Source organism: Dysgonomonas sp. ZJ709 (genome assembly GCF_011039195.1).
In the GTDB taxonomy this organism is placed as follows: Bacteria; Bacteroidota; Bacteroidia; order Bacteroidales; family Dysgonomonadaceae; genus Dysgonomonas.
Genome location: NZ_JAAKEM010000037.1, coordinates 1 through 26,516 on the forward strand (window position 1 = coordinate 1; position 26,516 = coordinate 26,516).

At 37.4% G+C, this 26,516-nt stretch carries 35 protein-coding genes and 1 riboswitch; of the genes, 30 read left to right on the top strand and 5 right to left on the bottom strand.

From position 1 onward, the window contains the following. The first annotated feature begins 160 nt into the window (after nucleotides 1-160). The 26 genes from G7Y56_RS16650 to G7Y56_RS16770 all read left to right on the top strand — a co-directional run bounded on the left by G7Y56_RS16650 (nucleotide 161) and on the right by G7Y56_RS16770 (nucleotide 16,369). Nucleotides 161-1,450, top strand: coding sequence for a helicase-related protein (locus G7Y56_RS16650; RefSeq protein ID WP_165045335.1), 1,290 nt, complete (start codon nucleotides 161-163; stop codon nucleotides 1,448-1,450). Nucleotides 1,451-1,671: 221 nt separating this feature from the next. After that, a complete protein-coding gene (locus G7Y56_RS16655) occupies nucleotides 1,672-2,070 on the top strand; it encodes a hypothetical protein (RefSeq protein ID WP_165045337.1) in 399 nt (132 codons plus the stop codon). A gap of 12 nt (nucleotides 2,071-2,082) precedes the next feature. Next, nucleotides 2,083-2,562 (top strand): hypothetical protein, encoded by a 480-nt coding sequence (locus G7Y56_RS18695; RefSeq protein WP_255498780.1) that lies wholly within the window; start codon nucleotides 2,083-2,085, stop codon nucleotides 2,560-2,562. Between the two features lie 47 nt (nucleotides 2,563-2,609). Then, nucleotides 2,610-3,146, top strand: a complete 537-nt coding sequence (locus G7Y56_RS18700) for a hypothetical protein (protein WP_255498781.1) — start codon at nucleotides 2,610-2,612, stop codon at nucleotides 3,144-3,146. A 346-nt stretch (nucleotides 3,147-3,492) separates the two neighbouring features. Then, a complete protein-coding gene (locus G7Y56_RS16670; RefSeq protein WP_165045340.1) occupies nucleotides 3,493-3,750 on the top strand; it encodes a hypothetical protein in 258 nt (85 codons plus the stop codon). Between the two features lie 18 nt (nucleotides 3,751-3,768). Continuing rightward, on the top strand, nucleotides 3,769-3,999 hold the full coding sequence (locus G7Y56_RS16675; RefSeq protein WP_165045342.1) for a hypothetical protein: 231 nt from the start codon (nucleotides 3,769-3,771) through the stop codon (nucleotides 3,997-3,999). Between the two features lie 63 nt (nucleotides 4,000-4,062). After that, on the top strand, nucleotides 4,063-4,545 hold the full coding sequence (locus G7Y56_RS16680) for a hypothetical protein (protein WP_165045344.1): 483 nt from the start codon (nucleotides 4,063-4,065) through the stop codon (nucleotides 4,543-4,545). A gap of 103 nt (nucleotides 4,546-4,648) precedes the next feature. Continuing rightward, nucleotides 4,649-5,203, top strand: a complete 555-nt coding sequence (locus G7Y56_RS16685; protein WP_165045346.1) for a hypothetical protein — start codon at nucleotides 4,649-4,651, stop codon at nucleotides 5,201-5,203. Between the two features lie 161 nt (nucleotides 5,204-5,364). Further along, entirely contained in the window at nucleotides 5,365-5,994 is a 630-nt protein-coding gene (locus G7Y56_RS16690; protein ID WP_165045348.1) for a hypothetical protein, read from the top strand. A gap of 21 nt (nucleotides 5,995-6,015) precedes the next feature. Beyond that, entirely contained in the window at nucleotides 6,016-6,147 is a 132-nt protein-coding gene (locus G7Y56_RS18705) for a hypothetical protein (RefSeq protein ID WP_255498782.1), read from the top strand. Nucleotides 6,148-6,257: 110 nt separating this feature from the next. Further along, complete coding sequence (locus G7Y56_RS16695) at nucleotides 6,258-6,644, top strand: hypothetical protein (RefSeq protein WP_165045350.1); 387 nt, start codon at nucleotides 6,258-6,260, stop codon at nucleotides 6,642-6,644. 38 nt (nucleotides 6,645-6,682) lie between these two features. Continuing rightward, nucleotides 6,683-6,928, top strand: a complete 246-nt coding sequence (locus tag G7Y56_RS16700) for a hypothetical protein (protein WP_165045352.1) — start codon at nucleotides 6,683-6,685, stop codon at nucleotides 6,926-6,928. A gap of 340 nt (nucleotides 6,929-7,268) precedes the next feature. Next, nucleotides 7,269-7,859 carry a hypothetical protein gene (locus tag G7Y56_RS16705; RefSeq protein ID WP_165045354.1) on the top strand — a complete coding sequence of 197 codons (591 nt, stop codon included), beginning with the start codon at nucleotides 7,269-7,271 and terminating at the stop codon, nucleotides 7,857-7,859. Nucleotides 7,860-7,895: 36 nt separating this feature from the next. Continuing rightward, the gene (locus G7Y56_RS16710; protein ID WP_165045356.1) at nucleotides 7,896-8,063 is read left to right on the top strand and encodes a hypothetical protein; all 168 of its coding nucleotides are present in this window, start codon (nucleotides 7,896-7,898) and stop codon (nucleotides 8,061-8,063) included. Nucleotides 8,064-8,154: 91 nt separating this feature from the next. Next, nucleotides 8,155-8,502 (top strand): hypothetical protein, encoded by a 348-nt coding sequence (locus G7Y56_RS16715; RefSeq protein WP_165045358.1) that lies wholly within the window; start codon nucleotides 8,155-8,157, stop codon nucleotides 8,500-8,502. A 420-nt stretch (nucleotides 8,503-8,922) separates the two neighbouring features. Next, entirely contained in the window at nucleotides 8,923-9,249 is a 327-nt protein-coding gene (locus G7Y56_RS16720; RefSeq protein WP_165045359.1) for a helix-turn-helix transcriptional regulator, read from the top strand. Between the two features lie 82 nt (nucleotides 9,250-9,331). Then, entirely contained in the window at nucleotides 9,332-10,165 is an 834-nt protein-coding gene (gene arsM / locus G7Y56_RS16725) for an arsenite methyltransferase (protein WP_165045361.1), read from the top strand. Between the two features lie 24 nt (nucleotides 10,166-10,189). After that, nucleotides 10,190-10,615 (top strand): arsenate reductase ArsC, encoded by a 426-nt coding sequence (locus G7Y56_RS16730; RefSeq protein ID WP_165045364.1) that lies wholly within the window; start codon nucleotides 10,190-10,192, stop codon nucleotides 10,613-10,615. Beyond that, nucleotides 10,608-11,654: an ACR3 family arsenite efflux transporter gene (arsB, locus tag G7Y56_RS16735; RefSeq protein ID WP_165045366.1), complete on the top strand. Its 1,047-nt coding sequence runs from the start codon at nucleotides 10,608-10,610 to the stop codon at nucleotides 11,652-11,654. Before G7Y56_RS16730 ends, arsB begins: the two co-directional genes overlap by 8 nt. A gap of 19 nt (nucleotides 11,655-11,673) precedes the next feature. After that, a complete protein-coding gene (locus G7Y56_RS16740) occupies nucleotides 11,674-12,114 on the top strand; it encodes a nitrophenyl compound nitroreductase subunit ArsF family protein (protein ID WP_165045368.1) in 441 nt (146 codons plus the stop codon). Between the two features lie 7 nt (nucleotides 12,115-12,121). Beyond that, nucleotides 12,122-12,517, top strand: a complete 396-nt coding sequence (locus G7Y56_RS16745; protein WP_165045370.1) for a hypothetical protein — start codon at nucleotides 12,122-12,124, stop codon at nucleotides 12,515-12,517. Between the two features lies 1 nt (nucleotide 12,518). Further along, nucleotides 12,519-13,217 (top strand): aromatic aminobenezylarsenical efflux permease ArsG family transporter, encoded by a 699-nt coding sequence (locus tag G7Y56_RS16750; protein ID WP_165045372.1) that lies wholly within the window; start codon nucleotides 12,519-12,521, stop codon nucleotides 13,215-13,217. A 22-nt stretch (nucleotides 13,218-13,239) separates the two neighbouring features. Next, nucleotides 13,240-13,473, top strand: a complete 234-nt coding sequence (locus tag G7Y56_RS16755; protein ID WP_165045374.1) for a thioredoxin family protein — start codon at nucleotides 13,240-13,242, stop codon at nucleotides 13,471-13,473. Nucleotides 13,474-13,573: 100 nt separating this feature from the next. Then, complete coding sequence (gene arsD, locus G7Y56_RS16760; protein ID WP_165045376.1) at nucleotides 13,574-13,927, top strand: arsenite efflux transporter metallochaperone ArsD; 354 nt, start codon at nucleotides 13,574-13,576, stop codon at nucleotides 13,925-13,927. Between the two features lie 104 nt (nucleotides 13,928-14,031). Beyond that, entirely contained in the window at nucleotides 14,032-15,753 is a 1,722-nt protein-coding gene (gene arsA, locus G7Y56_RS16765) for an arsenical pump-driving ATPase (RefSeq protein WP_165045379.1), read from the top strand. Nucleotides 15,754-15,784: 31 nt separating this feature from the next. Next, a complete protein-coding gene (locus G7Y56_RS16770; RefSeq protein WP_165045381.1) occupies nucleotides 15,785-16,369 on the top strand; it encodes a sigma-70 family RNA polymerase sigma factor in 585 nt (194 codons plus the stop codon). Between the two features lie 74 nt (nucleotides 16,370-16,443). Here G7Y56_RS16770 and G7Y56_RS16775 read toward each other — a convergent pair whose 3' ends face one another. The 5 genes from G7Y56_RS16775 to G7Y56_RS16795 all read right to left on the bottom strand — a co-directional run bounded on the left by G7Y56_RS16775 (nucleotide 16,444) and on the right by G7Y56_RS16795 (nucleotide 23,095). Then, the gene (locus tag G7Y56_RS16775) at nucleotides 16,444-16,830 is read right to left on the bottom strand and encodes a DUF190 domain-containing protein (protein ID WP_165045383.1); all 387 of its coding nucleotides are present in this window, start codon (nucleotides 16,828-16,830) and stop codon (nucleotides 16,444-16,446) included. Nucleotides 16,831-16,837: 7 nt separating this feature from the next. Then, the gene (locus G7Y56_RS16780) at nucleotides 16,838-18,088 is read right to left on the bottom strand and encodes a voltage-gated chloride channel family protein (protein ID WP_165045403.1); all 1,251 of its coding nucleotides are present in this window, start codon (nucleotides 18,086-18,088) and stop codon (nucleotides 16,838-16,840) included. A gap of 90 nt (nucleotides 18,089-18,178) precedes the next feature. Continuing rightward, a complete protein-coding gene (gene eno / locus G7Y56_RS16785; RefSeq protein ID WP_165045385.1) occupies nucleotides 18,179-19,459 on the bottom strand; it encodes a phosphopyruvate hydratase in 1,281 nt (426 codons plus the stop codon). A 156-nt stretch (nucleotides 19,460-19,615) separates the two neighbouring features. Then, a riboswitch (Fluoride riboswitch) is annotated at nucleotides 19,616-19,684 on the bottom strand. Nucleotides 19,685-19,972: 288 nt separating this feature from the next. Next, complete coding sequence (gene nhaA / locus G7Y56_RS16790; protein ID WP_165045387.1) at nucleotides 19,973-21,292, bottom strand: Na+/H+ antiporter NhaA; 1,320 nt, start codon at nucleotides 21,290-21,292, stop codon at nucleotides 19,973-19,975. Between the two features lie 147 nt (nucleotides 21,293-21,439). Continuing rightward, entirely contained in the window at nucleotides 21,440-23,095 is a 1,656-nt protein-coding gene (locus G7Y56_RS16795) for a SulP family inorganic anion transporter (RefSeq protein ID WP_165045389.1), read from the bottom strand. A gap of 440 nt (nucleotides 23,096-23,535) precedes the next feature. Here G7Y56_RS16795 and G7Y56_RS16800 point away from each other — a divergent pair, with 440 nt between their 5' ends. From G7Y56_RS16800 to G7Y56_RS16815, 4 genes are all read left to right on the top strand, one after another. Further along, nucleotides 23,536-23,853 carry an arsenic metallochaperone ArsD family protein gene (locus G7Y56_RS16800; RefSeq protein WP_165045391.1) on the top strand — a complete coding sequence of 106 codons (318 nt, stop codon included), beginning with the start codon at nucleotides 23,536-23,538 and terminating at the stop codon, nucleotides 23,851-23,853. 27 nt (nucleotides 23,854-23,880) lie between these two features. Then, on the top strand, nucleotides 23,881-25,653 hold the full coding sequence (gene arsA / locus G7Y56_RS16805; protein WP_165045393.1) for an arsenical pump-driving ATPase: 1,773 nt from the start codon (nucleotides 23,881-23,883) through the stop codon (nucleotides 25,651-25,653). A 33-nt stretch (nucleotides 25,654-25,686) separates the two neighbouring features. Beyond that, the gene (locus tag G7Y56_RS16810) at nucleotides 25,687-25,866 is read left to right on the top strand and encodes a hypothetical protein (protein WP_165045395.1); all 180 of its coding nucleotides are present in this window, start codon (nucleotides 25,687-25,689) and stop codon (nucleotides 25,864-25,866) included. Nucleotides 25,867-25,977: 111 nt separating this feature from the next. Further along, nucleotides 25,978-26,493 (top strand): hypothetical protein, encoded by a 516-nt coding sequence (locus G7Y56_RS16815; protein ID WP_165045397.1) that lies wholly within the window; start codon nucleotides 25,978-25,980, stop codon nucleotides 26,491-26,493. Nucleotides 26,494-26,516: the final 23 nt, after the last annotated feature.

The following is a 26,516-nucleotide window of genomic DNA, read 5'->3' on the forward strand; positions in this document are numbered from 1 at the left end:
TTGGTTGAAAAGTTTTTCTTAACAGGTTTTTATGTAAAGTTGTAGTGTGAGGTCTAATAAAATAAGATTGATTATCAAGATAAAAGCATAACAACTTTACATAATGATAGGCTTTACATAAAATACATTATGGAAAGCTTTCCATAATATCTTTTCCGATTTGGGTACTTATAAGCCCGACAAATGGAACGTATTTTCCGAGATCAAGCAGAAACTGGTACAAGATTATCATATTCCCGCTAAAGAAATCCGGTTTATCAATGAAGGTAAAAACCGGGATATGCGAAAGGAAATAATCAGAGAAATGAAAGAAGGCAAAGCAAGGGTAGTAATGGGTTCAACCGCCATGCTGGGAACAGGTGTAAATGCTCAGGACAGGGCTGTAGCCGGGCATAATCTGGATGTACCCTGGAAGCCGTCTGAGCTGATACAACGTGTAGGGCGTTATGCCCGTGCCGGTAACGGGGTTGCCAAAGAACACGCCGACAATAAGGTGCATACTATACTCTATGCCTCACTCAATAGTCTTGATACTTATAAATTTAATCTGCTGCAAAACAAAGACCTGTTTATTAAGCAGCTAAAGACTAATTCTCTGGGTGTACGCACCATTGACGAGGGGGCCTTGACTGAAGACGGAGGTATGAATTTTTCCGAATATGTGGCTATCCTTTCGGGAAATACCGATTTGCTGGATAAGGTTAAAACCGAAAGGCAGATAACGGTACTCCAGGGAGAATTAAGAGCCTATAACAACAACCTGTCGGGTACAAAATGGCGGCTGGATGATGCTAAGGTAGAACTTGGTAAGAAAGAAAACAGGCTGGAGGGAATGATAAACGATTTAAAACATCTGGAAGACAAAGCTCCTAAGAATGAAGAAGGAGTACGCCCGAATCCGATAAAGATTGACGATTTTAATGAAACCGATCCCGAAGCCATAGGCAAAAAGCTCAAGGAAATTGAGATGACTGCCGAGACGTGGGGAGAGTATAAGAAAATAGGAAAACTGCTGGATTTCAATATACTTGTCAAAACTGACCGTGTGCATGATTTCAGGTACAATCATTTCTTTGTCGAAGGAGCCTGTAAGTACGCCTACAATAACGGTAATCTTGCTCATGACCCGCTGCTGGCTGCAACCGGTTTTATTAAGGCATTGGATAAAATACCCGGACTGATCGAATCACACAGGGCAGATATCGATATACTGAGGAAAGACATTCCAGCACTTGAAAAAGTAGTGGCTACCCCCTGGCGTAAAGAGAAGGAGCTTAGTGATCTGAAGACGAAACTGGAATCTTTGGAAAGAAAAATAAAAGAATCGATGTCGAACCAGACATCTGCGATCCATACAACTAAGAACAAGAACAATAAAGAGGATGAAAAGGTAATCAAGATATCTCCGGTGATGCCTTCGGGTAACAACAAAACAGGAATTAAAATATAAATATTCTGTTTCACAGGGCGAAGCTATACGCGTTCTTAACGGAATGAACAAGGTGGCCCCTTTGGGGGGCTGGTTTTGAACAAAATCTGCATTTTTACAAATGCAGATTTTATCCAAAAACCTTGTACATTCCCGAACACGTATGCTTTTATCTCCCAGTGAAACAGAATATCCGCTTCGCGGACGGGTATTCTTTGTATTAATAGTTAAATATAAAGATTATGAGTGTATTAATTCAAATCAAAACAGAAACACTGATGGGAGATATCGGTAAAGAACTAAAGCTATTCTTCCCTTCGGTCATTTTTCAGTTAACCTCAAAGCAGGAGGATTTAAGAACGTATATAACAGTCAGCTACACCGACGGGGCATCCAAGACCAGAGTAAGGAATATAGTCCGGCAATTCGCACATGCTTACCCGTCGGGTGGAGAAATGATCAGGGTATATATCAATATCGAAAGAAAAATGAGCGATACGACTCATAACAAGCTCTTAAATGAAGTGAGATCGGTATGGAAAATCAAAGGAAACCTGTCTTTAGACGAGCATTTCGAGCCTGTCGGCAGTACAGTCGGAAATTACCTGCAACGAATATTTGACATGAGGGATTTTAACTAATTTATAATAACAATGGAAAATAAGATAATAATAAAAATAAATCCCGATCAATACGAAGCAATACTCACTACAGGCAGAGAATTGGCTATTGAGGGTCTATTTATAGAAACAGGGCTATATGTAACGCTTGTTTGTGAAGCAAAAGCACCACTGCCGGGCGTTTGCACCATGGCTTACAGTATCGGTACTGCAAATGTAAAATCGGTCTTCTGTACCCTTGAATATTATAACTCACTACCTGATAAACAGAAGGATCAATTCGGAGCAGAAAAGAAAGCAAACCATATTGCTACAGATGGAATAACAATAGAAGAAATAAGAAAAGAATACCATGAAAATGATCTGTGTATGGGAGAACTTCTTGCTTCATTTCCTGCCGGTGGGCTGAATCTGGAAGAGGCATTTGAACTTTATCTGGAGGCTAAGAAGTGGGCTGATGGCGATAAATTCTTTCGTATGATAGATGATAATGAACCACTGGAAGAATTATAGAATAACCGGCAGAGTTGAATTATAAACTAAAAAATAAAATAGATGATATGAAAAAAGAATATTACAGGCTGAAATTAAAGCATGAAACAATAGATAATAAGATAAAGTCTCTTATCATAAATGCTATTCAGGAAAATGGCGGACGGATTTCTTTTCAGCCGACAGACGATGACGATGATTATCCATTAGCCATTCTGCTATTGAAAAAAGATGTCAGTTTTATATCCATAACTGAAGGGATAATCCGTGTCGATGGCATCGACGATGATACTCAGGGAATAAGGAAAGAATTTAAAATAGGAGAAGAGGAATACGACAATATCCTGTATTTCATAGGATATGTTTTACGCTGGTTCGACGGGCGGAGCAGGCAACAAGTTATAGACGATACCAACACCTCAATTATGGAACTTTCATGTGCTTTGGCCGAAAAAGAGATGTCCGATAAACACGGTATGCTGCCTGAAAAATTTATGGATGTTTGTGGAGAAAACTATACCGAAGATTTTCAGGATGAGTTTAATCCGCTTTACGATAAATACTATGCCCGGATATCGGAATTGGCTGATTTTGAATATAAGTAAACAGGCATTCTAATTAATCTACATTAGAAGATAACAAAGCGATAACAACCATTGAATATTATTCTATCCATGATAAGAGTAAGCCTTTATTTACAAATAAGGACGCACGTATTATAGATGAAAGAAGAGCAAAACTTAATGAGCTGGCTTGCATGCTTGCAGAAAAAAAATGGTAGACGTATTTAAAATGCTACCCTGTGAGTTTATGGATAAAAAGAATCCTGATATATACGCAGAAATTTATCAAAAAAAGTATGACGAGTATTTAAAATATTATATCAATCAGCTTTCAACTATTTGATTAACTGATCTATTTGTATAATATAATAAAATATCAAAAACAATTATGGGAAAACATATTATAACACCTGGATTTGCCAATATTCCAATACGGGACCTGCCGATTTGGGTAAAGGTATTTAAGAACGATGGTATTACTTCGGCAAAAGAGATGCAGCAAGAGCTGACACTTATTGATGACCTACTGACACTCCAGAAAAGTCAATCGTTACTGAACCGCAAAAAACGGCTGAGAGATCAGTTGGAAGACCGCATTGGTGCAGAATTGGGATTAAAACCAACCTGTTATAAACGTAATAAATAATAAACAAAAGCTATAGCCATGAAAAAAATAAATTATTCAAAACATATATGGGAAGGCTGGACTGTGCAGAAATTCATAGATGAACTTCAACTGCAAGTCGACATGATAATGAACAATCGGAGTTGGAAACAGCCTTTGAAAACAAGGGAAGAAATGAAAAAATGGTGCATGGATAATCAGCCGTACTATAAAAAATACATTCCTGATGTAGTAGAACATTTTTGCAGGCAATATAACATCGCATCCTGACAAAAAAGGAAATCAGCCCGGACAGACAAGTTCGGGCTTTTGTTTTTTATAAATCATCATATTATGGCAGAAAACATCAAAGAACTTGAAGTAAGGCTAACCGAATTGCTGGGTAAAAAATCGTATGCAAATAGCAAAAGACACTGTACCGGAAAATGGAGGGGCACAATTGATTACAGATTACAATTCGAAGATGGGACATATGTTTTTATCTCCAATGGTAAAAAATATTATGAAAGAAATCTATTCGAATATATTGCTCATTTTGAGTACTACCACGTGCATAAAGAAGAACTGGAAACGTGGATTAAGTCTATAATCAGAAATGATAACCATACAGCAGTATGGCATAAATTACCTTTAATTGAACTTATAGGAACAAGAATAGATGTGGATCAGTTTATCGTATTTGACTATTACTTGTGTGTCGATACTGATACAAGACTAATAAAAACCTACAAAGAAACCTCATTTTCATATTATTGTAAAGGTCAGCCACTTGACGGCTATGTAGATAAAATAAAAAGCTTTATTTATAAATACTAAACCAAAATAAAGTGTACTTATACCTATTCACACTGAAGGCTTATTCATGGAATAAGTCTTTCATTTTTTGTAACAATCAGTAATAATTAAAAATTAAAAAGTCATGAAAATTGAATTAAAAAACATCAAGCATTTTTATGCTTTATCGGATGAAACTAATGCTTTCTCCGCAAAACTTTATGTTAACGACGTATTGACAGCCGAATGTTCAGATACAGGAAAAGGCGGATGTATGGATATCCATCCCGTAAAGGAAAAAGAAGCATTATTGGCACAAGCCGAAATATATGCCAAGAGCCTACCGGCTATAAAAACTGAATTCGATTTTGATCTGGAGATGGATCTCGAACTATTAGTAGGGAATTTAGTAAGTGCCGATTTAATCGAGGATGACTTTCGAAAAACCTTGAAAAAATTGGAAGTTAAAAATATCGTGTTCGGTGAGAGTAAAAAAGAACTAAAATATACATGGTTTACAGTCGGAGGTAATAAAAAAGCCAATATTACTGAAATGCTATCCAGTCCGATTGGAAAAAAAATGCTGACTGAACGTATTGCTCAATTAAAAAAAGAGGGCCATCAAATATTCAATACAAATATTCCGGAAGAGTTACTCAATAACATTCCTAAGCCGGACAATGAATCGGAGAAGAAATAGCCGGTCATGCTCATTTTATTTATTGAGATGATCGCTAAATAGAAATCCTAAGAAAAAAGGGAGGTTATTTGTTTCATATAGAATAACCTCCCTTTTTCAAACTAAGAAGATACTATACCTCAATACTGGAACGTCATTTACAATTAATAAAATCAATCAATATGGACACAAAAATATTCGTATTCATTATGGATGAAGGCTTTTCATCCAAACAAAATAAAGAATATACCCTCGAAGAGCTGAATATTCTGTCAGAACAAGGGATTATAGAGAAATATTCTCTGGAAATTTTTTTCGACCGCATCAATCGCGGAGTATCAGACAGCCTGTATAATTCAAAAGTATTATTCAGGCATGAAAGTCCTGTGGATATCATCTGTATTGCCTGTGGAAATAAAAACATAATCTGCCAAACGGGGGTAAATCCCAATATGCAGAGTACGGCGGATGCTTTAGTTCATTCACCGGAAGGCAGTTTTAAATCCGGTTTTTGTGATATATGCAACAGGGATGTTCCTTTGACAGATGTACTTAAAACTAAAAAAGATATTATTGAAAAATATAATCAATATAAACAGTCTAACTATGGAGAACCTATATCTGCTTTATGTTTTATCACTTACTGCGATGACCTGTATGCTCAAACTGTGAACATAAAATTATCCTTAGATGTAAAAGAAGAAGACGATGATGATTATTTCTATTATTGCCGGGATATTGAAGAACTGAAAAATCTATGTACAAAAACAACCGAAGAATTTGTACTGACTCAGGTTGATTCCTTTTATTGATAACATTTTATTCAGAATGTGATGGAGAAGATTATTAGTTGCAGGCAGCTTACTCCTTATCTGCTGCAAAGCTATGACCGTATCTTAACCGGTTCGTCAAATTCAGGGTCTAACGGTTTAGCGAAAATATATAACCTCCTGAACATCGGATAAATATTTTCCACTAAAAATTTGTCTTACCTGAATACGGTCATTTGAGCTTGCCTCAGATAGAAGTAACGCTGCCTGCGGGCAGCTAATATTTATTTTAAATAATTGATATTATGAATGTAACAATCAGAGAAATCGAAACATCAGTGTTTACGAGTTTCGTATTATTCAAAGAGTTTGATCTGGAAGAGTTGAAAAAAGAGAAAAAAGTCTTAGTAACTGCAAACAGGCATACTAAGACCAGAGTAAGTACTGATATGCAATTTAAGGATGCATGTAATAAGATCAATATCCAGATTCCGGGATATAAATTCGATTTGAAGGAACAAAGGAATTATTTCTCAAGGGGTGTTCAGCAGAATTATTATTTCAAGAAGTCGAAACAACAGGAGAAGGCCGCTTATCTGTCCTACCTCAAAGAGTTAGTACCGTATGTATTGAAAGAATATTTCAATCTGGATATGGATGAAATAACGATAGAATTTATTGACAGTGACTGAAGATGAATGAATTTGAAAATAAATAAAATAATACAAGTATGGAAATTAAATTGTTAGAATCCGATATGAATAAAATGAGAAATATAAACCAAAAAAATGAATGGGCTATTTCTTATGATGAATTACTAAAATTGACTGAACAACATCGAACCGGAAATGATTATAACAGAGCATTAATCGAATACAGATTAACGGATATAAATTTTCATTCTGAAGTTGGATTATTAGTTCAGAGTAAATATGAAGAATTGAAAAAAGCTATATTAAAAGAGATGCAGGAATAATTTGTTTTCAAAGATTATGGAAAAATTAAGATTGAAAAACTTATCCATTGAAATTATTTACAGTTGTAATATGGTATGTAACAATTGTATGAGAGGAGATGCACAAAATATTGATATTGACAGATATTGACCATAAGGATATTAGAAACATCCTAAAAAATGTTATGTGAAAAAGTATTGAAATTGTATAAATGAAAAAATAAGCAATATGAGATTTATAAATACCTTAGAAAAAGTCAGGCTTTACCTGATGAGAAAGCCTGCACATACACACGTAGATAAAAGCCTTCGGTCTGGAACCGGGGCTTTTGTCGTTTAATAACCTTTTAATTAAATTATTATGTCAGAATATGCTATAAGAAAATCCGATGGAAAAGATATATACATCAGTTCATGCGAAGATATGTCCTGCCTCAGATACGAAGACAGAAATAAAGTAATACCAAGTAATAAAAATTTCAACATTGAAAGTTGTCAGAACCTTTACTGGAGATTACCTGTTCCGAATGAAGACAATATACTCCCAGGTGACTATACAGGATGCCCTTATTACAAAAAAGATGCAAAATACAGCTTTTATATCATTACCCATCAGTGTGGATTGAATAATGATCCCGAAGAATTTAAAGGTATTATTGATGTGCCCGGTTCTTTCCAACTGGTAAAAGAAACTTTAGGCTTAATATTATCGGTCAAATATTATCATGGTTTTAAATTAAACGAAAACAATGACGATGTTAATTTCGGTTGGAATGGAAAATCAGATGCACTTTGCCTGATGGGAGTAAAGAATGAAGAAAATGAAATGAAAATACTTTACGGATGTGTTTCCTGTAACAAAATGTGGAGTTGTCCTTATCAGGAAATACAGCATTTGATTACAAATCAGGAAATGAATAAACGCTTATTTAAGCTATGCTCAGAATATTAGGAGCAGCGAAATCCGGGCAAGGAATATCCTCATGCCATGACACGCCAGACAACCGGTGGAACTATTTCTGCTAATGTTGTACTCAAGAGATGGAATAGCATTTTCGGCGACAAATATCTGGTACGGATAGATACCCAAGATGATGGACAGACAGACTATTTTAAGACACTGGAGGATGCGTTTGCCTGCTACATTGGATATTAATTATTTGAATTAGTATCTTATAATAAAGAATTTCAAATATATAAACCGTCAATGTACCAAAACACATTGGCGGTTTTCATTTTTACTGATTATGCCATCTTCAACCAATAAATTTAATACAATCACTAAAGAACAGTGGTTGTCTCAGTTTTTGGATCGTATCGATCTTAATGATCTTCTCCAAAAGATGATTGAAACTAAGAAATACCGAAGGGAAACTCCCGATTGGAATCGCCCTGTTGTTATGTACGGCATCCGCAAAAAACATAAGTGTATTAAAAAACAAGAATTAGCTGTCATTATTGACCTTATGCCATGGCAGCAGCGGGCAAGAACTGCTGAAACCCACTGGTACAAAATTACACATAAACGCCCTGCAACAGATAAGGAGTGGAAAGAAATGAAAATGAAGAATTCAACTAGAAGATACTGGGTTTGATCTTATTCTTAGAAAAAGGATGGACAATAGACAGAATCATCTCTCAAATTGTTCAAGACGACCGATACGAATATAGGGTTGATGTATCTGATATCATAAAGGCTTTTGAAAATCACTACGGTAGACCTATAATAATAACTCACATATAATGATATAGAATTATGGCTACCCGCAGGAATGTATGCTGTTCGATATCTATGGGTAAGGATTATGTAAAGTGTATTTTTATGTAAAGTAATTCATATATGATACTTATATAGATATATAGATGAATTTAGAGAGTATCCACTTTACATAATAAATCCTGAAAACTAAGATTTTTAAATAGGGATATATAAAAATTCAATAAATAAAAAAAAACAGTTCGTGTTATTACGAATGATAAAAACATGCTTATATTTGCGAATAATATATATAATTATGGTATCAAAGAAAAAAGAATTCACACAAGAACAAGAGCAATTAGCCCGTTTTGCTAAAGCAATGGGACATCCTGTTCGTATAGCAATACTTCAGCTACTGGCAAGCCAGACTTGCTGTTATCACGGCGATATGTCCGAGATTATTCCCGTAGCTAAAAGTACACTTTCACAACATCTGAATGAAATGAAAGATGCAGAACTTATACAAGGCACAATTACACTTCCATCCGTAAAATATTGCATTAATCGAAAAAACTGGGAGATAGCACAAAAGCTGTTCTCTACATTTTTTACAGACATAATATTTGATTCAACCTGTTCATAAAAAAATTTAAACTTTAAATTCGCTGTTTTGCGAACTACAAATTATTCGCTTATTTACGAATATGCTTTATTATATAAAAATCATGGGAGAGAATAATAAAATAAAAGATTTGGTAAAGCAAAAATATAGTGAGATTGCTTTACAGACTAACGCAGGGGAATCATGTTGCGGTTCAAGCTGCTGTACTGTCGAAGTATATAATATCATGAATGATGATTATTCAAAACTCAATGGTTATGAAGCCGATGCAGACTTAGGTCTGGGGTGTGGTTTACCAACCCGATATGCAGGTATAAAACAAGGGAATACTGTTATTGATTTGGGTTCCGGTGCAGGAAATGACTGTTTTATAGCTCGGGCAGAAGTTGGAGAGTCCGGAAAAGTTATCGGTATCGATTTTACGGAAGCCATGATTGAGAAGGCTCAGAAAAATGCACAAAAGAGAGGCTATAATAATGTATCGTTTCGCAAAGGAGATATTGAGAACATGCCTGTAGGAGGTAACCTTGCAGATGTAATAATCAGTAATTGCGTATTGAACCTCTTGCCTGCCAAAGACAAGATATTCCATGAAATATTCAGAGTATTAAAGCCCGAAGGACACTTTTGCATATCCGATATAGTACTTAACGGCGAATTACCCGAAGGGCTGTTACAGGCAGCAGAAATGTATGCAGGCTGTGTGGCCGGTGCTATACAAAAAAATGAATATCTGGTTCAGATATACAGTGCAGGTTTTGAAAATGTAAAAATAAAAAAGGAAAAGGATATTATAATTCCCGATGAAATTTTAGAAAAATATTTAGATACGGAAAACCTTGCCTTGTTTAAAAAAAATAACTCAAATATAATAAGCTCAATTACCGTAACAGGTACAAAGCCGGCCGCATGCAATTGCGGATCAGGTTGCTGTTAATAAATAATCAATAATAATACAACAATGAAAGTACTTATTCTTTGCACAGGCAATAGCTGCCGCAGCCAAATGGCTCATGGATTCCTTCAATCGTTCGATGCGTCACTCGAAGTTTATTCCGCAGGAACAAATGCAAGTGGAAAACTCAATCCCAAAGCGGTTGAAGTAATGAAAGAAGCAGGAGTCGATATTTCACAGCACACTTCCGATAGTGTTGACAAATACCTTGGTATTGAGTGGGATTATGTAATAACAGTTTGCGGAGGTGCGAATGAAAGTTGCCCTGCATTTACAGGCAAAGTAAAACACCGTTTACATATCGGCTTTGATGATCCGTCCGATGCTGTCGGCACACCCGAATTTGTACAATCGGAGTATATCCGTGTGCGTGACGAAATCAAAAAAGGGTTTTATGAGTTTTACTTAAAGGAGATAAAAGGAAATGAGTAAACGAAAGATGAGTTTTTTGGATAAGAACTTAACTCTTTGGATATTTATTGCAATGGCTATCGGTGTGGGAATGGGTTACTTCTTTCCCTCGGTAGCCGGAACAATAGATTCCATGTCGAGCGGAACAACCAATATCCCTTTGGCTATCGGGCTTATCCTGATGATGTATCCACCACTGGCAAAAGTGGATTACAAGCTGCTGCCTAAAGTCTTTACCAATGTAAAGATTCTGAGTACCTCTTTGATTCTGAACTGGATTATAGGACCATTCCTGATGTTTTTCTTGGCAATAACCTTTTTACACGATTATCCCGAATACATGGTAGGTGTTATTCTGATTGGACTTGCCCGTTGTATTGCAATGGTTTTAGTCTGGAACGATCTGGCAGAAGGAAATACCGAGTATGGTGCAGGCTTAGTTGCGTTGAACAGCATCTTTCAAGTATTCTTTTACAGCTTTTATGCGTGGCTGTTTGTTACCAAACTACCTCCTTTATTCGGCTTCGAAGGTGCTATCGTAGATATATCTATCGGTACTATTGCCGAAACGGTAGCTATTTACTTAGGTATTCCCTTTCTGATGGGTATTCTAAGCCGTTTGATATTGGTAAAAATGAAAGGGGAACAATGGTATAAAGAGAAATTTATTCCTGCCATATCACCCATTACATTAATCGCCCTGCTTTTTACCATCGTATTAATGTTTAGCCTAAAAGGAGATCTTATCGTTCAAATTCCAATGGATGTAGTACGTATTGCCATACCTCTACTAATCTACTTTGTCCTGATGTTCCTTATCAGTTTCTTTGTTACAAAAGCAATGGGAGCGAGCTATGACAAGAATGCCTCTGTATCGTTTACTGCCACAGGCAATAATTTTGAACTGGCTATTGCAGTTGCTATCGGTGTATTCGGAATACATAGCGGACAAGCCTTTGCAGGAGTAGTCGGTCCATTGGTCGAAGTACCTGTATTGATTGCCTTAGTAAACATAGCCTTCTGGCTGAGAAAGAAGTATTATAAAACAGAACAACTATAAACCAATAAAAATAAATCGTATGAAGAAAACACTTTTACTTTCACTATTTACCCTGTTGCTAATCTCATGCACAGGCGGAAAAACAGAAAACAAACAAGAAACAGCAGAAGCAACGACATCTGAACAGACTGTTGCAACTGCCGATGCTTCGACCGTAAACGTTTATTATTTTCACGGAAAACAACGTTGTAAAACCTGTATTACAGTCGGCGATCTGACCGCAAAGACCATTAAAGAAACCTATCAGGGAAATGAGAACGTAAAATTTATAGAAGTAGATACAAGCGATAAACAATTCGAGGATTTGGTGGAAAAATACGAGGTTTCGTGGAACGCCTTGATTATAGCCAAAGGAGATCAGTCGGTTAACTTAACCGAACAGGCTTTTGCGAACGCAATTAATACACCTGATGTACTTGTCAAGCTGATTAAAGAAGAAGTAAATAAAAATCTAAATTAATAAAACGATGAAAAAAGTAATCCTATTTCTTGTCCTTAGCTTAATAACCACTGGTGTATTCGCTCAGAAGAATAAAGCGGAGGTTCTCTATTTTAAAGCTCAACTTCCTTGTTGTCAAGCTACAGCCTGCAATAGTCTTGAACAGGAAGTGAAACTAATTATTGAAAAGAACTTCACAAAAGGCGAAATCTCTTTTAAACAGGTGGCTCTTGGAGATGCCGGCAATAAGGTACTTGTTGACAAATACAGTGCAAAATCCCAAACAGTGGTTATTGTTAATACTAAAAAGAAAACGAATAACTCGGTAGATGTATCTGACATTGTCCGCCGTTATGCAAGAACAGATGATAAAGCGGTATTTGAGAAAGAACTGGTTGCCAAAATCAAGGAAAGTTTAAGCTAATATGGAGTTTTTACAACAGTTGGTTGACAATTCGGATATTCCATTACTGACGGCATTTATCCTGGGATTAATGACAGCTATCAGTCCTTGCCCATTGGCTACGAATATTACAGCAACAGCCTATCTGAGCAAAGATATTACCGAAAAAAGGAGAGTGCTTCTTAACGGTATATTCTATACATTGGGGCGTACTTTCAGCTATACCACTTTAGGACTAATATTCTACTTCGGAGCCAGTAAATTTCAGGTTGCAAAACTACTTCAAAACGTCAGCGGACTGTATTTAGGTATTGCATTGGTGATAATCGGCATATTGATGCTTGATATAATAAAGCTGAATATTCCGGGATTGAATAAAATCAGTCAGAAGGTCAGCCAGAAGAATATGAAAAAGAGCTACCTAAATGCTTTTCTACTAGGAGTTCTCTTTGCATTGGCTTTCTGTCCGTATAGTGGAGTTCTATACTTCGGTGTGCTGATACCCATGACTATTAGTAGTGCTTCGGGATTATTATTACCTCCTGTTTTTGCGATAGCAACAGGATTACCGGTAATAATTATAGCTTATCTACTGGCTTACAGTATGTCGAATGTGGGTAAGTTCTACAACCGGATGAAAAGTTTTGAAGTATGGTTCAGACGTATCGTATCAGCCGTATTCATCCTTGTAGGTATATATTACATTATCATCAGTATATAATTCAAACAAAATAACATCGGCTATGGAAATTATTATATTAGGCACAGGCTGTGCCAAGTGCAAAACAACCTTTGAGACAGTGCAAAAAGTAGTAGATGAATCGGGAATAGATGCGACTGTTTCTAAAGAAGAGGATATCCTCGAAATTGTCAAATACAACATTATGTCTCTACCTGCTGTTGTGGTAAACGGCGAAGTGAAAATAAAAGGCTATGTACCTTCGAAAGAAGAAATACTAAAAGTAATAACAACTTAAGGTCTTAGACCTATTTGTTGCTTTGTCAAGTATAAAACCAGAGATTGTTACAGTCAAAAAGTTATGAATAATTAGTTGAAATTACTTAAAATAAAGTATCATGATAGACTTAAAACTAGATACACGAAAAGTGATGAAAATATACGATCCTACACTTTGTTGTCCGACCGGATTATGTGGCGTTGATATTGATCCCGAACTAATGCGTATAGCAGTAGTTTTGGAAACACTCAAGAAAAAAGGTATTCCCGTTGAGCGTTTCAATTTGCGTGATCATCCGCAAGTTTATGTTTCTACCAAAGTTGTCAATGATTGCCTTATGGCAGAAGGAGCAGAAGTTTTCCCGATTACTACGCTTGATGGGGAAATTGTACTCAAAAAAGTTTATCCTACTAATAAGCAGATATCTGAATGGCTCAACATTCCTGAAGAAGAGCTTACTATAAAGAAATAATCTGAAAGTATTTCACTAAATACTTTCCCTAATTTAATAATTATTCTATCCTTTAAAAAAGGCTGGAACAGGGATTTTTATCCCTGAAAATAAAGAATAAAAATATGAAATTATATAATCCATCCACCGAAAGTTTCACCCAATATATATTCTTCACCGGAAAAGGCGGAGTAGGTAAAACATCCATAGCCTGTGCTACTGCTGTAAACCTTGCCGACTCAGGCAAAAAAGTATTATTGGTAAGTACCGACCCTGCATCCAACTTGCAGGATGTGTTCGATATGCCATTAGACAATAAAGGAACTGCTATAAAAGAAGTACCTAATCTGACTGTAATTAACCTCGACCCCGAACAGGCTGCACGGGAATATAAAGAGTCCGTGATCGGACCATACAGGGGCAAGCTACCCGAAAGCGTTATTACCAATATGGAAGAACAGTTGTCAGGCTCATGCACGGTTGAGATTGCTGCCTTCAATGAGTTTTCGGATGTGATAACCAATGAAGATAAACGTAAAGGTTACAGCCACATTATCTTTGACACCGCTCCAACAGGTCATACCTTGCGTATGTTGCAACTCCCATCGGCTTGGAATACCTTTATTGACGAAAATACAACGGGAGCATCTTGTCTAGGTCAATTATCAGGGTTGGAAGATAAGAAAGGCGTATACAAAGAAGCGGTAAGAACCCTGTCGGATGCTTCTCAAACTACACTTTTTTTGGTAAGCCGTCCCGATGAAACACCACTAAAAGAAGTAGAACGTTCTTCCACTGAGTTATTAGATTTGAATATCAAGGCTCAAAATCTCATCATAAATGGCATACTGGAGAATTATGATGAAAATGATACTATTTCCAAACAACTATACCAGCGTCAGCAAAAAGCATTATACAACCGCTCGCAAGCATTGCTGAACCTGACAACCTATTTTGTGCCTCTGCGTTCATACAATATGACAGGTGTTGACAATATCCGCAATATGCTGAACAGGGATGTAACAGAAACAGTTCAGGTAGATGAAGTTGCAGCAACTGATTTTAATACGATTGAAAATCTGATCGAAGACCTGTATAAATCAAGCAAGCGTGTTATATTCACAATGGGTAAAGGTGGTGTAGGAAAAACAACCATTGCTGCTACTATTGCCCGTGGATTGGCTGCCAAAGGGGTGAAAGTACATTTGAGCACTACCGATCCGGCAAACCATCTAGCGTATGTAAATACCAAAATCGAAGGAATAACAGTCAGCCATATTGATGAGAAAGCAGTGCTTGCCGCCTATCAGAAAAATGTATTGGATAAGGCTCGTGAAACGATGGGAGACACAGACTTAAGCTACATCGAAGAAGATTTACGTTCTCCGTGTACACAGGAGATTGCCGTTTTCAATGCCTTTGCCGAGATTGTAGCCAAAGCCGACGATCAAGTAGTTGTTATAGACACAGCTCCTACGGGTCATACCTTATTGCTTCTGGATTCTACACAAAGTTATCACAAAGAAGTAGAACGTACACAAGGTAATATATCTCCTGCCGTTCAGCATCTACTCCCTCGTTTGCGTAATGAGAAAGAAACAGAAGTGGTCATTGTTACTTTGCCCGAAACAACTCCTGTTTTTGAAGCACAACGTTTGCAGGAAGATTTATCCCGTGCAGGCATTAAAAATAAATGGTGGGTGGTTAATTCGAGTATGCTGCTTACACCTACCCAAAGCCCGTTCTTAAAAGCAAAGGCTCAAAGCGAAATACAATGGATTGAAAAAGTGAAAGAGTTATCCAATGGTAATTTTGCTGTAATCCCTTGGATCGAGATTGTGGAGTAATGATAATCTATTATTTACATAGAGCATAATTATGAATACCTGTTGCAATATAAACGAAACGATACAAGATTTTCAGGATGCTTTATTCGCTTATACTTTAACTAATGTAGAAGATAAAGAGCAGGCAGAAGACATTGTACAGGAAGTGATGTACCGTTTTGCAAAAGCATATCAGAATAATACCGAGATTCAGCACCTCAGAGGCTGGCTCTATCAGACCACCCGTCATGTAATTGCAGATCATTTCAGAAGCCTGTCACCGTCTTCGGAATTGACAGAACAAATGGAGATACTACCGGACGAGCCTGCTGAATTTGAACTGGAAGATGAACTGATCGCTCAGATGATAAAACTGTTACCCGAAGAATACAACATCCCCCTTTTGTGGAGTGATATAGACAATGTTCCTCAAAAAGAGATAGCGGAGAAACTGGGGCTTAAACTTTCGGCAACAAAGATGCGTATCCAACGGGCAAGAAAGATGCTTCATGAAATGTTTCTTGAATGTTGTGAAATAGTGTATGATAAAAATGGAAACTTTGTACATTGCGATATTAAAATCACCTGCACACCTCTTCTTGAAATAGAGAAATCTTTGACCGGGAAATCCGATTAAAGATTTCTCCATTGTAAGAATGGGACTTGTATCTTGATCTTGATGATAATAAAGACCACCAGTCTTAGAACACATCATTTAAACAGTCTATTCTTTTTCGAATCTTCACTTTTTGGTAATACCAGACTAATTTCACTTTTTACGATAATAATTTCTGCATCATCAAATTGGTCTTTCAGGAGTTCTAAAAATGAATTTATCTTTTCAGCTTCATCCATCAATTCAATGCACTGGGGATGCCGCCGAGAGATTGCTTCCGCATTTTCCAAATGTATTTTAGTGTGATGCGACAGATAACCTGCTGTTACATGAAAACATAAAGCCTGTTTAAGGCCAGCTTGTTTAGCAGCTTTTAGTATATAATGGGAAAAACCGCTATGAAATAACTTTTGTCTGAAAGTTAATCCTTTTACTTTTTTTCCATGTTCGAAATATATCCGTACTGTTATAATAGTATTCATTGTTTAGCTATTTTATGTATTGCCCTTTCATTTTTCCATATATAAGATGTTTGGGACTGCCAACTATCTGCGATGCGTATATTCCCGTATGTCCTGAAAACAGATAAGAGACAACACAGGCAATACCGATATAAATACCGCTTTCAGCCCCGAATAACTCTATACCCATAAGTGTACAGGCAATAGGAGTATTAGTAGCACCAGCAAATACTGCCACAAAACCCATTCCTGCCAACAACGCCATCGGTAATGGAATAATACAGAATAAAGCACTTCCTAATGTTGCGCCAACGAAGAATAAGGGAGTAACCTCTCCGCCTTTGAATCCTACCCCGATAGTAAATGTGGTGAAAAGTATTTTAGCCATAAAGTCATACCAATCCTGCTGCACAGAAAAGGAATCAACTATTGTAGGCACTCCAAGCCCTATATACTTCGTTGTTCCAATTCCCCAAACCGCAAGAGCAATTATTGCTCCACCGATAAACGGTCTCAGCGGTGCGTATTTTATTTTGTTTTTTGCCAGCTTGCTCCAAAAATGCACCGAACGGGAAAACAGCATAGCTGTCAAACCAAACAGAACTCCAACCGTTATAACAAACAATATATTCACAACGCTTAGTTCTGGTACAAAAGGTATACTGTAATGTGTATGAGACACTCCCCATAAATGGCAGCTTAAATGGGCGAAAACAGCCGCTAAAAAACTAGGCAAAATAGCATCGTATCTCATTCGTCCCACAATAATTACTTCCAGAGCAAAAACTGCTCCTGCCAACGGTGTGCCAAACACGGATGCAAACCCTGCACTAATACCGACCATAATCATTATTTTATGGTCACGTTGCTTTAATTTGAATATATGGGAAAATTGATCGGCGATAGCACCACCCATCTGCACGGCGGTTCCTTCACGCCCTGCCGAACCGCCAAAAAGATGTGTTATAACTGTTCCGATGTAGATAAGCGGAGCCATCTTGAACGGAATAATATCTTTGGGACTGTGTATTTCTTCAATCAGGTAATTGTTACCTTTTGCTACACTGTTCCCGAAATAAAGATACATCAAACCGATAAGTAAACCCGCCATAGGCAACAGAGCAATAATCCACAAATGGGACTCCCTGTAATCCGTTACCCAATTGAGCGAAACAAGTAATAATGCAGATGCAGAACCAATTATCGCTCCTGCAACCAAAGTTATTAGTAACCATTTGAATAAATAAAACAGAAGCGGTAACTGTTCCGCTTTGATCATCAGCCTCTTATATGAATTAATCTTGTGCATAGATAGTAACAAAATATAAGGAAAGGTGATTAACTGTAATCACCTTTCAATTCGAAATTCTTAATTATTTTTGAACGTTTTTTTGCCTGCAAATAACGAACTTTTGCTTAATTCATGCTCGATACGCATGAACTGGTTGAATTTTTCGACACGTTCGCCACGACAACCGCTACCTGTTTTTATATGACCGGCATTAAGCCCAACAGTCAGATCGGCAATAAAGGTATCGACCGTTTCTCCGCTTCGGTGTGAGATGAAGGTATTGTATCCGTTTTTCTTAGCCAATTCTATTGTTTCCAACGTCTCGGTCACTGTACCGATTTGGTTTAGTTTGATAAGAATAGAATTGGCTACACCCATATCTATTCCTTTTTGGAGTATTTGCTTATTGGTACAGAAAATATCGTCTCCTACTAATTCAACTTTATCTCCTAAATCTTTTGTAAGAGCTTGCCAGCCGTTCCAGTCGTTTTCTGCCAATCCGTCTTCAAGCAACACAATCGGGTATTGCTTAGTCCAGCTTTCCCACATCTTTATCATTTGATCACTGGTAAGCACTTTACCCGTACTCTTGAATAATTTGTACTTTCCATCCTCCCACAATTCACTTGCCGCAGGGTCAAGGCAAATGCTAATATCTTCTCCGACTTTGTATCCTGCTTTTGTTATCGCTTCGAGGATAACTTCCACTGCTTCTTCGTTTGATTTCAAATTAGGGGCGAATCCTCCTTCATCACCTACACCTGTACTCAACCCTTTCTTATTTAGCACTGACTTCAACGTATGAAAAACTTCTTCTCCCATGCGTATAGCTTCGTGAAAAGAGGGTGCATTGTGCGGAGCAATCATAAATTCCTGAAAATCGACATTGTTATCGGCATGCTTACCACCGTTTATAACATTCATACAAGGGACTGGCAAAACATACGCATTGCTGCCACCTAAGTATTGATACAAGGGAGTTTTGCTGCTTACTGCTTTTGCTCTTGCATACGCCATAGAAACGGCAAGTATAGCGTTTGCTCCCAACTTCGATTTGTTAGGTGTTCCATCCAAATCAATCATCAAATAATCCAATTCTCGCTGGCTAAGAAAACATCTGCCTGTGATTTCCTTTGCTATAAGGGTATTTACGTTCTCAACTGCTTTTAATACACCTTTTCCACCATAACGGTTTTGATCGCCGTCACGTAGTTCGGTTGCTTCCCGTTCGCCAGTGGATGCTCCGCTGGGAACCATTGCCCGTGCCTGTGTTCCATCTTCCAATATTATATTGGCTTCTACTGTGGGATTACCTCTTGAATCGAGGATTTCCAATGCTTCTACTTTTGAAATTTTCATACTGCTCAATTTTATTGATTGATAATTTTAAGAACAAGTTAAGCCCATGCAAAAATTGCACGAGCGTATATATACATTATCTTTTGTTTGAGAATACGGACTGACAGTAATGATACCTATATATATAAGAGACCTGCTCATAATCATTTTTGATTAAGTTAAGCAGGAACTATCAGCTACTTGATTAGCGGTTTATAACAGGGAAGTCCCATCCCCTTGTCTTTTGAGACCTTGTAAAAGTAGTAAATATTTTGTAATGAAGTTCGATTGTATGAAATTTAATTTTTATTACGTATTGAAATCCATAACCCAAAGTTCTGTATTATGATTGGATCGTTTCGAAAACGGTTTCCCAAAAAAATTCTAAAGATCTCCTATAGATATAAATAAATGATTATTAAACAAATACTCATTCAGCATCAATCTTCTCAGGAAAGATTATTAGATACCTTGGTCGGGGTACACGAAAGGATAAGGTGGAAGCAGTACATGAAAAGAACCCAACTGTATATTTTACTTCTTGCTTAAGACCCAATAACCTAAAAATCCACCAACTAAAGATGCTGCAAATATGCCGATTTTAGCTTGTATTAAAAACAGCATATCGGTAAATGCCAAGGAGGTGATAAACATCGACATCGTAAAACCGATAGATGCCAGAAGGCTTACTCCCAATAAATTTTTGAGATTCATCCCAGTCGGGAATGGTGCCACTTTCAGTTTAACCAGCAACACCGAAAACCCCATTATTCCTATCACTTTTCCTAAAAATAACCCCAAAGCAACCCCAATCGCTATATTTGTACTAAATAAGGTTTCAAGTTCGACTTCACCTAAAGAGATACCTGCATTTGCTAATGCGAAAATGGGTAAGACTACAAAAGTAACAAGCGGATGCATAGAGTGCTCTAAGCGTTGTAGCGGGGGAATTGCAGCATGTGTATCTTCTTTGATATGCTCAAGTGTATGCAACTGTTCATTAGTCAGAGTCGGAATACTATTGTTGGTATCAAGTGTTCTAAATCGGTTTAAGTATTGCTGTATTCTATTGATGTAGAAATCTTCCTGGATAGAGACGTCAGCAGGAATCATAAATGCTGCCAGCACAGCGGCAATAGTAGCATGTACTCCCGAAAGAAGAAAAGCCGTCCATACCCCGCCAATGCCTAATATAGCATAAAATAGAATGGATTTCACTCCTAATTTGTTACCTGAAAACATAATCAAAGTAAACCCAAGACCTATGGCCAGGCTTACAAATGAAATATCAGACGTATAAAAAAATGCAATGACCAGTACAGCTCCTAAGTCATCGACAATAGCCAATGCTGTAAGAAACACTTTGAGTGATAAAGGGATTTTATTGCCTAAAAGATACAAAACTCCCAATGCAAAGGCAATATCGGTGGCCATAGGGATACCCCAGCCTTGTTGTTGTGTGCCTGAAGGATTAAAAATGATATAAATTATTGCAGGGACAAGCATACCCCCAATTGCAGCTCCTATCGGAAGCAATGCTTTTCGGGGATTGGACAATTCACCTGATATAATCTCTCTTTTGAGTTCAAGACCGACTACAAAGAAAAACATCGCCATCAGGCCATCATTGATCCAGTGGTGCAAGCTATAATTCAAATAGGATTCCCCATTAAAAATCAAGCCTATCTTCTGTTCGAAAAAATGAAAATAATATTCACTCCATGGTGAATTTGCAAGTAATAATGCAATAATAACACTTAACCCCAAGATCAGCCCGCCGGACTTTTCGTGATGAATGAATTTTTGAATCGGAGCGATAACCTTATCTATCGGATAATTATTTTCATTAGTCATTTTATAATTTTTTATCATTATTAAAAGACAAAAGTACTAAAGTCTTCAGTTTTCAGTCAAACAAACATATTTTTGTTTCTATAATCGTATGTTATTTTTCAAAGAAAAACTCCTCTTTCCCATAAGTAGGATTTAAATATTTTTCACTTAGCGTTCTACAACACCCATTTTATCCGTCACCACTTTATAAGTCGGATCATCCATAATATTGACATCAATAATTGCATCGGCATTTGCCAGAAGACGTTTACAGTCTTCACTCAAATAGCGTAGCCTGACACGTTTGCCTTGTTTGCGGTAGCGTTCAGTCAATACATTAACGGCTTCAATAGCCGACATATCCGCAATACGGCTTTCCTTGAAGTCAACAACTATCTCTAGTGGATCGCCTACAGGATCAAATTTCTCTGAAAAAGCTTTAACAGAACCAAAGAAGAGTGGTCCGTAGATCTCATAATGCTTCACACCCTGTTCATCGATCGATTTTCTTGCCCGAATTCGTTTTGCATTTTCCCATGAATAAACCAGAGCCGAAAAAATGATACCTGTCAGAACTGCAATAGCCAGATTGTGAGTAATAACAGTAATTAGAGTTACTACTACTATAACGATAACATCGGAAGTTGGCATTTTCTTAAAAGTTTTCAAGCTTGCCCATTCAAATGTACCTATGGCAACCATAAACATTACTCCGATTAGTGCAGCCATTGGCAGCATCTCTATTATGCTCGAAGCGAACATAATAAACATAAGCAGCATTACCGAAGCAACTATACCCGATAAGCGTGTGCGTGCTCCGGCCGAAGTGTTAATCAAACTTTGTCCGATCATGGCACAGCCACCCATTCCCGAAAGAAAACCTGAAAAGATATTGGCTGTACCTTGTGCAATACACTCTTTATTTCCGTTTCCACGAGATTCGGTCACTTCATCAATAAGGTTAAGAGTTAGTAAACTCTCAATTAGCCCAACTCCTGCAAGTATAACAGCATAAGGGAAAATTATAGACAGGGTTTGTAAATTCATAGGGATCTGAGGAATTGAAAGAGGGGGAAATCCGCCCTTAATACTTTCCCCGACACCCAAAGTATCTGCCACTGTCGTTGTGTGGATACCAAAGCCTATCACCAGAGCTGAGACAACAATGATAGCCACTAAAGAAGATGGAACAGCTTTTGTTAGTTTAGGTAAACCCCAAATAATACCCATTGTTAACACAACAAGACCTAACATTGTTCCTAACTCGATAAGTCCTTGATTTAACAAAGAATTGTCCAGTCCGGATGTATTTCCAAGAGAAAAGAAAGACGATAGAGCCTCATTGTTAGCCATAATCGATGTAAATGATGGAAACTGAGCCATGAAGATAATAATTGCCAGTCCGTTTACAAACCCGAACATAACGGGATGTGGTACGAGACGTATAAATTTACCCAGTTTGAAAATACCTGCCAGAATTTGGATACTGCCTCCTAATATAACAACTGCAAATACATAATGCAGGATTTGTTCGCTTTGAATACCGGGAATCGTATTTTTAAGTTCTAAAATAAGTCCGACAAATATAACGGCTATTGCTCCCGTTGCACCTGAGATCATGCCGGGGCGACCACCCAGTATGGATGTTATAAAACCCATGACAAATGCGGCATAAAGACCTGTAAGGGGAGAGAAGCCTGCAATCATGGCGAATGCGATGGCTTCAGGTACTAATGCCAGTGCAACTGTTAATCCTGATAACACTTCTGTTTTGTAGCTTATAGGCTTCGACGAGCCAAGCAATTTAGATAATGATATATTCATATGATAACCAAAGGGTATTTATGGCAAGCCTGCAACAGGTGTGCCTATTGTAAAATAAAATAATGATGAATAAGATAAATTATAATTGAACAGGGTATTCAATCAAGGCGGAGTAATTTTTGAAATGTAGTATGTAGATGCAGAATATCTCATAAGCGAGTGCAAAGGTAAAAATAAATTATAATTATACATTATTTAGAGTACTCTAAAACAAAATATACCGAGAATCCCTTCAGCTAAGAGCAGGATATAGATTAAATGTGTATTTATCTACATCTATTTTATATTGCTGTATTTAAGAGGTCGCAAACCAGAGAAACACAAATCATACTATCTCATAGTTAGATTATTATACCTTTTCAAATATTTTTTTATTTCCAGATGTGTCTTTTTATAGTTTTCCCCGACTTCTTATATGAAAACAATAAAACAGAAATGATATGACACGTAAAATTACAATTTTTGAAATGGGTGGCTGTTGCTCCACAAGCTTAACAAGCCCCGAAACCTATTCAGAGCTACAACGTCTTGATCGTGATGCCGATATTTTAAGAAATAACGGTGTTGAACTAATCCGCATCAATGTTGCCATGAAACCCGACTTGTTGGCTCAGATACCAAATATTGACGATTATCTGAGTGATAAGGGGATTGATATTTTCCCTTTGACCATCATTGAGAATAAAGTAACAAAAGAAAAAGAGTATCCTACACAAGCTGAACTAACGGCTTGGACAGGAATTGAAATCAAAGAGTAACAATCAATAAAACAATAATAAACAAATATGAAAAGGAATCAACTGATCGAATACAATCCCGAAGCAATAAACCTGACCAAGTATATGTTTTTCACTGGTAAGGGAGGTGTCGGCAAGACTTCGCTGGCGTGTGCGACAGCCGTTACACTGGCAGACCTTCAAAAAAAGGTCTTGCTTATCAGTACCGACCCTGCATCTAATTTACAGGATGTTTTCAGTACACAGCTCAACAATAAAGGCAGTCTTATAAGCGAAGTTCCCAATCTGACTGTAATTAATCTGAACCCCGAAGATGCGGCACATGATTATAAAGAATCTATTATAGCACCTTATCGGGGAAAGCTGCCAGAAGCTATGATTAAGAATATTGAAGAACAGTTGTCAGGGTCATGTACCGTCGAAATTGCTGCCTTCAATGAATTTTCGGAAATTATCACTAGTAAAGATAAATCGGCATTGTACGATTACATTATTTTTGATACTGCTCCCACAGGACATACCCTGCGTATGTTGGAACTGCCATCGGCATGGGGTAACTTTATCAGTAACGAAACGCCATCGGCTAATTATGTGGGTCAGCTATCGGGTATGCGTGAGAAACAGGAAATGTATATGGAAGCGGTAGAAAAACTATCCGATCCTAAGTTAACAACCCTTGTTCTTGTATCCCGACCCGACTATACACCCTTGCAGGAAGTATCCCGTTCATCCAACGAATTATGGGATATGAATATTAAGAATCAATGGATGGTGGTAAACGGATTGTTGAGTGACGGGGATAAGAACGATATTATTTCTACCGAACTTTATAATAAGCAAACCAATGCGTTGGAACAGTTACCCGAAAATCTTGATTCATTAAAGAGTTTTTATGTGCCGCTCCGATCCTATAATCTGACCGGAATAGAAAACTTACGCCGTTTCTTTAAGCAAGACATTATTCCCGATACTCAGGATGCTGGTTCTTTTGACGAATATAAAACTCTGAAAGAATTGGGTCAATACCTTAGCACGACAAACAAACGTGTAATTTTCACGATGGGTAAAGGCGGTGTAGGTAAAACAACACTGGCAGCTTCGCTGGCTCTTGAACTGGCATCAAAAGGACAAAAGGTACACCTGACGACAACCGATCCGGCTGACCATCTGAAATTCATTATTCAGGAGGAAAATAATATTACCGTAAGTAGTATTGACCCTGAAGCCGAATTAACTGCATATAAAAATGAGGTTATTCAAAAAGCGATAAACGCAGGAAAAAACAAAGAGGAAATAGCCTATGTGGAAGAAGACCTTCGTTCGCCTTGTACAAAAGAGATTGCTGTTTTCAGAGCCTTTGCCGAAATCGTCAGGAAAGCCGATACAGAAGTGGTAATTATCGATACAGCTCCGACAGGACATACATTGCTTTTGTTGGATACGACTCAAAGTTATCACAAGGAGGTGGAAAGAACACAGGGTGATATACCCGAATCGGTTCGTAATCTGCTACCCCGACTACGGGATAAGAATGAGACAGAGGTTATCATTGTTACCCTGCCCGAAGCTACGCCTGTTCTCGAAGCAGAACGCTTGAGAGAAGATCTCAAACGTGCAGGTATCGAAAATAAATGGTGGATTGTGAATAACAGCATGATAAATACCCCCACTCAAAATCCGCTTTTAAAAGCAAGGGCTGTTTCGGAAAAGAAATGGATTAACGAAGTCAATCGTATCTCGTCAGGTAATATGGTGCTTGTCCCTTGGTATAATCAGGAGTTGAAAGGTGAGAATCTGAGACTGTTGCTTCAGGATAAATAAATTTCTAATTAATAAAATAATTACAATCAAAAAATGGAAAAGAATAAATCAAAGAATTTCTGGGAGTCTCTCACTGCTGCTACTCAGGAAAACAGTTGCTGCTCAGTGCCGACAAAAGAAGTGACAAAAGAAGATACAGCAGGCACAAAACAGGAGGCATCCGGAAGTAATTCGGATGAAAATAAATTATCCCAATCCGGTTGCTGTGGCTAAGGATAAATTAATAGGATAAAAGATACAGGTTCTATAGTGTACGATACATTATAGAACTTGTTTATTTGTGTTTAGTATTCAATAATTAATAGTCTTCAAATCAATCAAAATATGAATAAATTAAAAACTATCGGTTCAACGGTTGTAGGTATATTCTCATCTGTTCTGGCTTTTCTGGGCTTAGTCACTTGTTGCGGTTTACCCATTTTAGCTGGTATTCTTGCATCAATCGGTATCGGTGCATCACAGCTTAGTTTTTTTGCCGAATATAGAATATACTTCATTGCTCTGGCTATTGTATCCTTGCTGTTCGGTTATTATCAATTGTACTTTAAAAAGCAGAAAGCCTGCTGTGATTCAACAGGCAATGACTTAAGTGAAAAGCGAAACAGTTGCTGTACGGATCAGGTAGAGGAAAAACGGAACAGACCGAAATCTCAGAGAGTTCAAAAGATCTTTCTTTGGATAGGGACTGTCATTGTTGCTATAACTCTTATTGGGGGGAATAATATGGATAACTCAACTGTGGAACTAACTCCATCAGATGAATGTTGTAGCGATGTACAAACAACTGAAGCTGGAGAAGGAACTTCTTGTTATTCAGATTCAACTATAAATAAAGTTTGAGACCTCAATAATATCATTATGAA

Excerpts from the sequence above, each read along its gene's own strand:
- G7Y56_RS18695 (WP_255498780.1), top strand. The coding sequence starts at position 2,083 with ATGGAAAATAAGATAATAATAAAAATAAATCCCGATCAATACGAAGCA.
- G7Y56_RS16655 (WP_165045337.1), top strand. The coding sequence starts at position 1,672 with ATGAGTGTATTAATTCAAATCAAAACAGAAACACTGATGGGAGATATC.
- G7Y56_RS16755 (WP_165045374.1), top strand. The coding sequence starts at position 13,240 with ATGGAAATTATTATATTAGGCACAGGCTGTGCCAAGTGCAAAACAACC.
- G7Y56_RS16700 (WP_165045352.1), top strand. The coding sequence starts at position 6,683 with ATGGAAATTAAATTGTTAGAATCCGATATGAATAAAATGAGAAATATA.
- G7Y56_RS16740 (WP_165045368.1), top strand. The coding sequence starts at position 11,674 with ATGAAGAAAACACTTTTACTTTCACTATTTACCCTGTTGCTAATCTCA.
- arsM (WP_165045361.1), top strand. The coding sequence starts at position 9,332 with ATGGGAGAGAATAATAAAATAAAAGATTTGGTAAAGCAAAAATATAGT.
- G7Y56_RS16685 (WP_165045346.1), top strand. The coding sequence starts at position 4,649 with ATGAAAATTGAATTAAAAAACATCAAGCATTTTTATGCTTTATCGGAT.
- eno (WP_165045385.1), bottom strand. The coding sequence starts at position 19,459 with ATGAAAATTTCAAAAGTAGAAGCATTGGAAATCCTCGATTCAAGAGGT.
- G7Y56_RS16680 (WP_165045344.1), top strand. The coding sequence starts at position 4,063 with ATGGCAGAAAACATCAAAGAACTTGAAGTAAGGCTAACCGAATTGCTG.
- G7Y56_RS18705 (WP_255498782.1), top strand. The coding sequence starts at position 6,016 with ATGGAGAAGATTATTAGTTGCAGGCAGCTTACTCCTTATCTGCTGCAA.
- G7Y56_RS16670 (WP_165045340.1), top strand. The coding sequence starts at position 3,493 with ATGGGAAAACATATTATAACACCTGGATTTGCCAATATTCCAATACGG.
- G7Y56_RS16815 (WP_165045397.1), top strand. The coding sequence starts at position 25,978 with ATGAATAAATTAAAAACTATCGGTTCAACGGTTGTAGGTATATTCTCA.
- G7Y56_RS16730 (WP_165045364.1), top strand. The coding sequence starts at position 10,190 with ATGAAAGTACTTATTCTTTGCACAGGCAATAGCTGCCGCAGCCAAATG.
- arsA (WP_165045393.1), top strand. The coding sequence starts at position 23,881 with ATGAAAAGGAATCAACTGATCGAATACAATCCCGAAGCAATAAACCTG.
- G7Y56_RS16800 (WP_165045391.1), top strand. The coding sequence starts at position 23,536 with ATGACACGTAAAATTACAATTTTTGAAATGGGTGGCTGTTGCTCCACA.
- arsD (WP_165045376.1), top strand. The coding sequence starts at position 13,574 with ATGATAGACTTAAAACTAGATACACGAAAAGTGATGAAAATATACGAT.
- nhaA (WP_165045387.1), bottom strand. The coding sequence starts at position 21,292 with ATGACTAATGAAAATAATTATCCGATAGATAAGGTTATCGCTCCGATT.
- G7Y56_RS18700 (WP_255498781.1), top strand. The coding sequence starts at position 2,610 with ATGAAAAAAGAATATTACAGGCTGAAATTAAAGCATGAAACAATAGAT.
- G7Y56_RS16690 (WP_165045348.1), top strand. The coding sequence starts at position 5,365 with ATGGACACAAAAATATTCGTATTCATTATGGATGAAGGCTTTTCATCC.
- G7Y56_RS16780 (WP_165045403.1), bottom strand. The coding sequence starts at position 18,088 with ATGATCAAAGCGGAACAGTTACCGCTTCTGTTTTATTTATTCAAATGG.
- G7Y56_RS16775 (WP_165045383.1), bottom strand. The coding sequence starts at position 16,830 with ATGAATACTATTATAACAGTACGGATATATTTCGAACATGGAAAAAAA.
- G7Y56_RS16715 (WP_165045358.1), top strand. The coding sequence starts at position 8,155 with ATGCCATCTTCAACCAATAAATTTAATACAATCACTAAAGAACAGTGG.
- G7Y56_RS16695 (WP_165045350.1), top strand. The coding sequence starts at position 6,258 with ATGAATGTAACAATCAGAGAAATCGAAACATCAGTGTTTACGAGTTTC.
- G7Y56_RS16705 (WP_165045354.1), top strand. The coding sequence starts at position 7,269 with ATGTCAGAATATGCTATAAGAAAATCCGATGGAAAAGATATATACATC.
- G7Y56_RS16745 (WP_165045370.1), top strand. The coding sequence starts at position 12,122 with ATGAAAAAAGTAATCCTATTTCTTGTCCTTAGCTTAATAACCACTGGT.
- G7Y56_RS16720 (WP_165045359.1), top strand. The coding sequence starts at position 8,923 with ATGGTATCAAAGAAAAAAGAATTCACACAAGAACAAGAGCAATTAGCC.
- G7Y56_RS16770 (WP_165045381.1), top strand. The coding sequence starts at position 15,785 with ATGAATACCTGTTGCAATATAAACGAAACGATACAAGATTTTCAGGAT.
- arsA (WP_165045379.1), top strand. The coding sequence starts at position 14,032 with ATGAAATTATATAATCCATCCACCGAAAGTTTCACCCAATATATATTC.
- G7Y56_RS16795 (WP_165045389.1), bottom strand. The coding sequence starts at position 23,095 with ATGAATATATCATTATCTAAATTGCTTGGCTCGTCGAAGCCTATAAGC.
- G7Y56_RS16750 (WP_165045372.1), top strand. The coding sequence starts at position 12,519 with ATGGAGTTTTTACAACAGTTGGTTGACAATTCGGATATTCCATTACTG.
- G7Y56_RS16810 (WP_165045395.1), top strand. The coding sequence starts at position 25,687 with ATGGAAAAGAATAAATCAAAGAATTTCTGGGAGTCTCTCACTGCTGCT.
- G7Y56_RS16675 (WP_165045342.1), top strand. The coding sequence starts at position 3,769 with ATGAAAAAAATAAATTATTCAAAACATATATGGGAAGGCTGGACTGTG.
- G7Y56_RS16710 (WP_165045356.1), top strand. The coding sequence starts at position 7,896 with ATGACACGCCAGACAACCGGTGGAACTATTTCTGCTAATGTTGTACTC.
- arsB (WP_165045366.1), top strand. The coding sequence starts at position 10,608 with ATGAGTAAACGAAAGATGAGTTTTTTGGATAAGAACTTAACTCTTTGG.